This window comes from Bacillota bacterium (genome assembly GCA_024655925.1).
Taxonomy (GTDB): domain Bacteria; phylum Bacillota; class DTU025; order DTU025; family JANLFS01; genus JANLFS01.
This window is the reverse complement of record JANLFS010000115.1, coordinates 1-8,682: the sequence shown is the minus strand read 5'-3', so window position 1 is coordinate 8,682 and position 8,682 is coordinate 1. Positions and strand designations below refer to the sequence as shown.

Annotated in this window: 10 protein-coding genes; 9 read left to right on the top strand and 1 reads right to left on the bottom strand. The window is 59.0% G+C overall.

The annotated features are described in order from the left end of the window. The first annotated feature begins 48 nt into the window (after positions 1-48). The 4 genes from NUW23_13830 (at position 49) to NUW23_13815 (ending at position 2,644) form a co-directional block, all read left to right on the top strand. Complete coding sequence (locus NUW23_13830) at positions 49-300, top strand: hypothetical protein (protein ID MCR4427240.1); 252 nt, start codon at positions 49-51, stop codon at positions 298-300. A 144-nt stretch (positions 301-444) separates the two neighbouring features. Then, on the top strand, positions 445-789 hold the full coding sequence (locus NUW23_13825) for a hypothetical protein (GenBank protein MCR4427239.1): 345 nt from the start codon (positions 445-447) through the stop codon (positions 787-789). Positions 790-1,560: 771 nt separating this feature from the next. Beyond that, positions 1,561-2,064 carry a JAB domain-containing protein gene (locus NUW23_13820; protein ID MCR4427238.1) on the top strand — a complete coding sequence of 168 codons (504 nt, stop codon included), beginning with the start codon at positions 1,561-1,563 and terminating at the stop codon, positions 2,062-2,064. Between the two features lie 238 nt (positions 2,065-2,302). Next, on the top strand, positions 2,303-2,644 hold the full coding sequence (locus NUW23_13815; GenBank protein ID MCR4427237.1) for a hypothetical protein: 342 nt from the start codon (positions 2,303-2,305) through the stop codon (positions 2,642-2,644). 208 nt (positions 2,645-2,852) lie between these two features. Here the strand turns inward: NUW23_13815 and NUW23_13810 are convergent, their stop codons facing one another. Then, entirely contained in the window at positions 2,853-3,212 is a 360-nt protein-coding gene (locus NUW23_13810; GenBank protein ID MCR4427236.1) for a hypothetical protein, read from the bottom strand. 745 nt (positions 3,213-3,957) lie between these two features. Between NUW23_13810 and NUW23_13805 the strand changes: the two genes are divergently transcribed. The 5 genes from NUW23_13805 to NUW23_13785 all read left to right on the top strand — a co-directional run. After that, entirely contained in the window at positions 3,958-4,293 is a 336-nt protein-coding gene (locus NUW23_13805) for a hypothetical protein (GenBank protein ID MCR4427235.1), read from the top strand. A gap of 228 nt (positions 4,294-4,521) precedes the next feature. Continuing rightward, positions 4,522-6,366, top strand: coding sequence for a M14 family metallopeptidase (locus NUW23_13800; GenBank protein MCR4427234.1), 1,845 nt, complete (start codon positions 4,522-4,524; stop codon positions 6,364-6,366). Between the two features lie 380 nt (positions 6,367-6,746). Continuing rightward, positions 6,747-7,478 (top strand): GntR family transcriptional regulator, encoded by a 732-nt coding sequence (locus tag NUW23_13795; GenBank protein MCR4427233.1) that lies wholly within the window; start codon positions 6,747-6,749, stop codon positions 7,476-7,478. After that, the gene (locus tag NUW23_13790; GenBank protein ID MCR4427232.1) at positions 7,475-8,254 is read left to right on the top strand and encodes an aldolase/citrate lyase family protein; all 780 of its coding nucleotides are present in this window, start codon (positions 7,475-7,477) and stop codon (positions 8,252-8,254) included. Before NUW23_13795 ends, NUW23_13790 begins: the two co-directional genes overlap by 4 nt. A gap of 19 nt (positions 8,255-8,273) precedes the next feature. Beyond that, positions 8,274-8,682 (top strand): dihydrodipicolinate synthase family protein (locus NUW23_13785; GenBank protein ID MCR4427231.1); only part of this gene is annotated, 409 nt, incomplete at its 3' end.

Sequence of the window (8,682 nt, the reverse complement as noted above, 5' to 3'; positions counted from 1 at the left end):
TGATTTCGGCCGTCAGCTACCGGAGGGATTTTACACCAGAAATCGGACTTGATCGTGCGCGTGGCGGCTGAGACGGATCATCTCGTATCCCAGAACGGGCAGAATCGCATCCCGGTCAGTCAACTCAAACACCGACTGGACGGCGGGTTCACGCCCCTGTCCGTTTCGTCAACGCAGTTCTACCTGAGCAACGATCCAGACGATGTCCAGGTTCCATTGGATTTCCTAATGGAAGTCACCTGGCTTGACACGGCGGATACACATGAAGTAGTGCTGGTGTTCACTGCAAGCAAAATGTGAGACGATGGAGACAACCACACGACACAGCGCCAATAGGGGGGAAGAGTCACGGTTGAGCTTGAGTCTCGCTGTTCCGAGTGCAGATGCCTAGCTGCCGCGGAGGAGTCGGAGTGGCCTGGTCCGGAGTTGCCCGGCTCTTGGAGGTTGGTTGACGCAAACGGCGTTACTGTGGGTTTCATCGGGCCGGACGACCTGCCGCGTGAGGACATTGTATTTGACTACGAGCGCGACTGTTACGTATACCTCAGTGATGCCATGGAACGGCTTTCTCCCACTCGGGCGTGGGAAATATTCGCCGGAGGGCGGTCCGTGGCTGAGTTCATACAGGAGTCCGGAGAAAACACGCCGGAAGACGCAGTCTGGGCCTACGTCGGTGTAAAAGGCAACCAGGTGAACCCGCTCTTTGAGACGGCCGCCCATGCTCGCGCTGTGGGAGAGAAGCTGATCGCCCACATGAAAATGACCCTTGAGTCGCAGGCAGGGAGGTAGTCCGGTCTCCAGGCATTGAAGGATTGAGAGAGTTACAGACAGTTGAGCCCCTGAGACGCGGGGACCTGAGGTCCTGCAAGGGAACGCAAGGCGCCGAGCCGACGCCGCGTCTCCTGGGGCGAGGCCGGAGGCCTCGCCCCAGGAGACGCGGCTCGGGCTTCTACCCTAACCCCGGTGTCGCCGACGGGAACCCCGGTGTCGCCCGGGGGATACGCCGGCGTGGACGGGCGATACGTTGGCGAGGGTGCAGGATACATCGGGGTGGGGTAGGGAGTAACCACGGGCGAAGGTGGCGGCATCGCAGGTGTGGGCGTGGGAACTGTCGGCGCGACTCGGCACACCATGGCGCCGATGTCCCATGTCATGGCCGCGACGTTGTGAAGGATCTTGTACATCTCATCGATCTCATGGTTCCGGCGAGCGACGTCATGAAGTAAGTCGCACATCTCCTCATTCCTGCGATGCTGCGACCAGGCCCCGGGCACACTGTGAGTGTTGGGGCACCGGGCCGTATACGCCCATGCGACCATCGGCCGTCTTTTCGCATTGTCCTCCATTCTCTCGTGCGTCGAGAGAGACTCGGCTGTTTCTCGGCTTTCCTCATGCTGTGACACGCCCCGTGCCAGCGTACGCCATATTCCCAGTTTAGTGCGGTTTTCACATCTGCTCTTGGCCCAACTGGATGCAGATAGGCGTTTCGGGACCAGCGATATGGAGAAGGAAACTGCAGTTGGGGACGCCAATCATCCAGAGTAGGAGGTGATTGGAGCTGTGAAGGCATATCTCGCCACTTACCGAGTTCAGTTGGTCCGAGAACCCAGCGGACTCCATAAGCTCGATCGCAAGATGACCGGCCCGCTGGAAGCGGTGGCGGTAGCCACCGAAGTGACCGGGTTTCATAATGAGGCCCAGGAGGTTGGCATCCTCCTCACTGTCGACGCCAAATCCTGCGTGTCCTCAGTGTATGAGGTGAGCCGCGGCTCTCTGGAATCCTCAGTGCTTCACCCACGGGAGATTTTCAAGATCGCCTTGCTTCATAACGCCTCCGGCCTAATTCTCCTCCACAGCCATCCCTCAGGTGATCCAACTCCTTCTGAGGGCGACGTCGCCCTTACCAAGCGGCTCGTGGCGGCCGGAGAGCTCATGGGCATTCCCCTCCTTGACCACATAATCGTGAACTCCGAATGCGAATTCCAGTCCATTAGGGAATTTGTGGCCGAAGAACAGCGGCAAATGATGCAACCTATCGGACAAACACTTCACCGGCCCCATTGATTCCCATGGTTACAGCAGCAGCCCGCCGGCCATTACTGGGCTGAGATCGCCGTGACTCCCTCGCCGCAGGGACCCTGAGGGGCTGTGTGTGGGGGAGTTCGCCCACTGGTGATTGAGGTGTTCGTTAACCCCGGGGACATGGTTGACTTTGAGCTATTCCTCATGCCCGAGCAAAGGCCTGATAAGGTCAACCTTGGTCTCTACCAGCCGACCCAGCACTTGAGCGGGGATCTAACTCATGATCCCGCCGGGCCCGAGGACTACCCCCGGCAGGATGGATGGTCATCCCCGAACAGATCGGGGGCCGGTCAGGGGAGGATGCCAAGGTGCCCGGAGGGCGAAGGTCCCGTTCGACGCGACTGGGTCCAACACCGTCATCATCATGGTGGAGCCGGAGTCTGAGAAGAAAGAGGCGGGGACCTCATTTCGCGTCAGGTACGCGGTTAGGTTGAACATCAGGGTGGACTGCCCGGGGCTTGGGCCTGCCGCGCAAATAGCCAGGTTCGACATGGTCAAAGGCGAGAAGCGCGAGCCCGCCATCCAGACACAGGTGGGAACACTTCAGCTTTGGATTGCCTGACATCCGCCGAGGTCACGATCTGCGATTCCAGTGTCTTCTTCTTCCGCAGGGCTTCTGATTCCCGCCATGTTCGAGCCTTATGTACAGACAGTCGAGCTCCGGAAACGCGGGGCCCTGAGGTCCTGCAGGAGAACGCAAAGCGCCGGGCCGACGCCGCACTACAGGGGCGAGGCCTCCGGCCTCGCCCCAGGAGACGCGGCTCGGGCTTCTACCCTAACCCCGGAGTCACCGGCGGGAACCCCGGTGTCGCCGGGGGATACGCCGGCATCATCGGAGGGCATGTTGGCGTGGGGTAGGGCGTGACCACGGGGGAAGGTACCGGTGTGATCAGTGTTGGCATGGGAGCTGGCTGCATCTGAGGACACATCAGCATCGCGCGGATGTCCCATGTCATGGCCGCGACATCGTGAAGGATCTTGTACATCTCGTCGATCTTATGGTTCCGGCGAGCGACGTCATGAAGTACGTCGTAGATCTCCTCATTCCGGTGATGCTGCCACCACGCCCCGGGTACACACTCTGAGTATTGGGGCACACGGCCGTATACGCCCATGCGACCATCGGCCATCTTTTCGCATTCTCCTCCATTCTCTACTGCCTCGAGAGGCGCCGCTGTCTCTCGGTCTTCCCCATGCTATGACAGGCTCCGTGACAGTGTGCATCGTATTCCCAGCTTAATGCCTTTCTCATATCTGCCATAGACCCAAGAAGCTGCTCACGTGGTGGACAGCGAAGGCTGTGTCCTGGGATGCGAGTCCCCATTCCGTCAGGCAGTCCGTGACTGATATTGGGCCACGGAGACCATTCACGCTTCTTGGAGTCGGCATAACATAGACCAGGTTACCTCAGAACCTCCAAGGAGGTGAAACTACGGTGGCAGATGGGAAGAAGAAGTTCGTGCTGTGGCCATGGCCAGGATTCCTGTGGCTAATTGGTCTGATCATTGCCCTTATTATCGCCTGGTGGATCCTCCGGTGGATCTTCTTCTGCTAGCCATGGGTGCCTTTAAAGCGAAGGACTGCGGCCCAGGACCTTGACCCTGGTCCGGCCCTCTCGTGCGATTGGCCGAAGCAGCTGTGTAATCTCGTTCCCGTGAGGAGGTGAAAACACAATGGCGGAAGTCGAGAAGGCTCAGCCGATCTGGCCCTGGTGGTGGTGGTGGCTCCTCTGCGTAATCATCGCCCTAGTCATCCTCTGGTGGCTCTGGTGGTGGTGGTGCTGGTGCTAGCAGGCCTCAGCTAGCACTGTGTGTCACAGCGGCTCAGGCGTGACATGAACTAGCTGAGCTTCCCCGAACGTCGCTGGGGGATGATATGTGGCAAGCCGAAGCTGCAGGGCACCCTGTAGCCTCGGCTTGCACTGCTCTGGGGGCACTTGGGCTTGTTCCACTGCTCGTGCAGGAGATATTCGGGGTCATCGCAACAGCACGGTGCGAAGGCACCACCGTGCTGCTGATTGAGAAAAATGCCTTCAGTGCCCTCGGTATCGCCAATAACCACTACGTCTTGACGAATGGCAGGATCCTGCTCTCGAGACCCTGCAAGGCTCTTCTCAGCGATGATGCTGCCCAGGCTGTGTATCTGGAGGTGTGGGCTGGGCGCGGCGATGCTGAGCCTCGAGGGTCGCCGGATTTTGAAGGAAGGAACTGAACCAATCATGCACAATATTAAAACTAGTCCGACTCGTGGGGCAACTGGCTGGCGCGGGACTGGGTCGCGTTGCTATGTCGGCGCGTGCATCGAAACAACAGAATGCAGGCAGCCAGACATGAGCAAGCGACCGGGGGAGGTGGAAGTGGAATCGCGTCGTCCCTACAGATCAGCCTGCACAAACCCGGACAAACGGACACTAGTTTGCGCTAGGAGGGGTACCAGGAAATGAAAAGGGTCGTGGGCTTTGGTGCGCTGTTGATCGCAGTGGTTCTGAGCAGCGGCGTCTCCACATTCGCTGCTGCAACTCCTCTCAATCTGCCGTTCATGGTTAGAGGCGCTGTACCGGGAAGTCCACTCACCGTGATCTTCCAAGTCGATTACCCTGAGACTCATCCCCTAGTTCCGGGGGAGTTCGATGCCCAGCATTACCACAAGTATGACGAAGTTGTAGAGCTCATGTCCGGGTGGCTCACCGATTACCCCGGCCTAGTCGACGTATACTCAGCAGGTAAGTCCTTTGAGGGCCGGGACATCTGGCAGATGACAATAACCAACAAGTCCACAGGACCTGCCGAGCACAAACCCGCGATGTTTGTTGGGGGCAACAGACACTCAGGCGAGGTCACCGCGAGGGTCGCGGCTCTCCACTTTGCGTGGACCTTGCTCTCCCAGTACGGGAAAGATCCTGAGATAACCAAACTCGTGGACACAAGAGCGTTCTACGTACGGCCGATGGAAAACCCAGACGGCGCCGAACTCTACCTGTGCACGGTGCAGACGCTCCGGTCGACGACGCGGCCATACGACCAAGACGGTGATGGGCTGGTCGATGAAGACATCGCCGAGGACCTCGACGGTGACGGGTTCGTCCGGCAGATGCGGCAGTTCGTCGGGGTGGGCAAAGGGACGCACATTGTAGACCCAGATGATCCGTCCGGCCGATTGATGCGGTCGGTCGGCGCCGGGAAGGGCGATTACTTGGTCATGTCGGAAGGTGTCGACAATGACGGCGACGGGAGGATCAACGAGGACGGCATCGGCGGACTCGACCTGCACCGCAACTACCCTGAGAACTGGCGGCCAATGACCGAGACCACTGGGTTGGGCTGGATCCAGAGCGGCGCAGGCGAGTATCCTCTATCTGAGCCGGAGATGAGGAGCCTCGTCCTTTTCCTTCTCACCCATCCTAACTGCTCCATCGTGCAGACCATGGACACCGCAGTCCCCATGCACCTGAGGCCCCCGTCCACTAGCAAGAGCGAGGAATCTATGTTCCCCGAAGACCTTGCCTACTACAGTTACTTCGACGCTGAAGGCAGGAAGCTGACCACCTACCCTTACGCCGGTGACGTATACTTCGACTATGCGACACGCGGGGGCCGCACCGAAGGCAACCCCCTGTTCGGCCACTCGCCTGACTGGGGTTACTTCCAGTACGGCGCTATCTGGTACGGGGATGAACTCTGGGGCAACCAGGAGTACGTCAAAGACTACAACAACGACGGCAAAAAGGACGACCTGGACCGACTGTGGATGAACGACAACATTGAGGAGATCAAGGGCAAGATCTTCCAAAACTGGACCCCTGTCGAGCACCCGACCCTGGGCGCTGTTGAAGTCGGCGGGTTCAATCCGAAGTTCTGGTCCCAGAACCCACCCGCCGGCCCCATGCTGCAGGACACCGTGGAGAAGCAGACGAGATTCAACGTACTCCTGGCGAAATCTCTGCCTCTAGTGACCATCCAGGACGTCTCGGTCACTAAGAACGATGACGGCACATCTACCATCAAGGTGACCATCACCAACGAGGGATTCCTGCCGGACGCGCTCAAGCAGGCGTGGCTGGTCAAGATCGTCAAGAAGGGGTTCGCCAAGCTTGAACTCGAGGAGGGCATCGCGCTCGCCAAGGGTTCCGCCGGCCTTACCCACGACATTGGGTTCCTTGGGGGCGCACTTGACGCGGAGCCCAAGTCCAAGGAAGTCTCATGGACCGTTACCGGGACCGGGGACGCCATCATAACCGTGAGATCGCTGCGAGGCGGAGAGTCGATGGCCTACGTGAAGATCTAGGCGCTGGCATGTCGACCATATTGGCACTGGGCTGCCGCAGCTGCACCCGATGCGAGCAGCTGCGGCGGATTCATCTCCCAGGCTCATGATGATAGACGGATCATGGCTTGGCTCGCGTCACTTCCAATGCAGGAAACATCAAACGAGCGGGTCCAGGCAGCGTATTTGGGGGCGCAGCCCGGACGGCGAAAAAATCTTCTCCGCGTGGCAGGAATTCTGGAAAGTGCGCGGAAGTATTATCCTTGACGAGTATATTGGATCCAATATCCTATCGCAGCACCCATCCCGCCAACACACGGCCGACGTGTCGTCCCAGCAAGCCAGTGCCATGTCTGCCGAGAAGACTGCGAAGATCCAAGAGTGTTAGGAGCAACAAGAACATGGGCAATAGCGTGGGCGGGTTCGCCGTCCTCCCCAGGCTCGAGTCAGTGAAGACTGTCGAACGCAGCGTCTACGATAGTCTGAAGTCGGCCATAATCCAGGCCAGGCTCTCCCCGGGCCAAAAGCTCGTGACGGCCAAGATAGCCGAGGAACTCGGGGTGAGTAGGATGCCTGTGCGGGAGGCGATACAGCGGCTAGAGGCGGAGGGCTTTGTCACCGTCAAACCCTTCCGGGGGGCGGAAGTCACTCAGCTTTCGTGGCAGGACATCAGGGAGATATATGACATCCGGATGGTTCTCGAGGGGTACGCAATGAAGCTGGCCATGAGCCAGCCTCTCGAGCGGAAGATCGAGGCCCTCGAGTCCCTTCTCAGAACCGCGAAGGAGAAGGTTGCTTCAGGAGACCTCGCGGAGATCGAGGAGATCGACGACAAGTTTCACAAGATCCTCTTCTCAACATGCGGGTCTTCGAGGCTGGAGGGGCTTCTGAGAAACCTGTGGGAACAGTGCAGCTACTTCAGGAGCGTTGCGGCTCTCCTGCGGAGAGACCCTCTTCGTTCTATAAGACAACACGAGGAACTTATCGAAGTTCTCCGCACTCGTGACGTGGAGAGAGCGGTGGAGGCTGTCCAAGCACACACCCAGGTGTCCAGGGATACCCTGATCAGCTACCTCAAGAACGAACACAGCGAAAACCAGGTTGACGGTGAGTACCGGGAGGTGTTGTCATGAGGCCCAACAAGGTAAAGAAAGCTCTGGCCAATGGCGAAGTCGTAATCGGGACGATGATCTCCGAGGTTAGAGGCCCTGGTATCATCACGATGCTGGCGACGGCGGGTTTCGACTACGTCTGCATCGACATGGAGCACTCATCCTACAGCATGGAAACGGTCGCTGACATGATAGCGGCCTCCAAGGCTACCGACATGGCCGCGATCATCAGGACGACTGGTCTTTCCCGGCTCGCACTCTCCCGCCCGCTCGATTCGGGTGCGGACGGGCTTCTCATCCCCCAAACTGAGACCGTCGAGGAAGTGCGGCAGATCATCGAGTACACCAAGTACTACCCGATGGGCCAGCGCGGGATGGCCCTGCGGCGTGCCCACTCGGCCTTCGCCAAGGTGACTGCCGGTGAGTACCTTGGTCACGCAAACGCCGAGACTCTGATAGTCATCCAGATAGAAAGCGAGACTGCCATTCGCGACCTCGACAAACTGGTGTCTGTCCCAGGCGTCGATGCTGCGTTCATCGGCCCCGCAGACCTCTCTCAATCCTACGGCATACCGGGGCAGAGCAACGATCCGCGGATACAGGAGGCACTCGCGCGGTTCATCGAGGTTTGCAACGCGCACGGCGTCGCACCGGGCATCCACGTGTACAACATGGATGAGGCCAGGAAGTGGATCGATTCCGGGATGAGGCTCATCGCCTACGGTAACGACATCAGCATGATTGTGGACACCGGGATGAAGTACACAGCAGAGCTCAAGAGCTACATAAAGAAGTGAACTGGAGGTGTCCGGGTTTATGGCCAGGTTCGCAGCCAAAGGCATAATCCCTGCCATGGCAACGCCCACCGACAAGTGGGGAACCCTCAACGAAGGCGCACTACGCAAGCTTGTCAACCACCTGATCGACGGAGGTGTTCACGGCCTCTTCCCAGTGGGAAGCCAGGGAGAGTTCTTCGCGCTCCCCTTCGAGAGCAAGAAAAGAATCCTCGAGGTAGTCGTGGACGAGACCAGGGGACGCGTTCCGGTCTACGCCGGCACCGCGGCCATGACCACGCAGGAGGCCATCGAGACGACGAAGATGGCGCAGGACATTGGGGTTGACGCAGTGTCCATCTTGACTCCCTGGTTCACGGACCTTTCCCAGAAGGAAGTCATCAACCATTACGTCAGAATCGCCGAGGCGGTTCCGAAGCTCCCCATTCTTC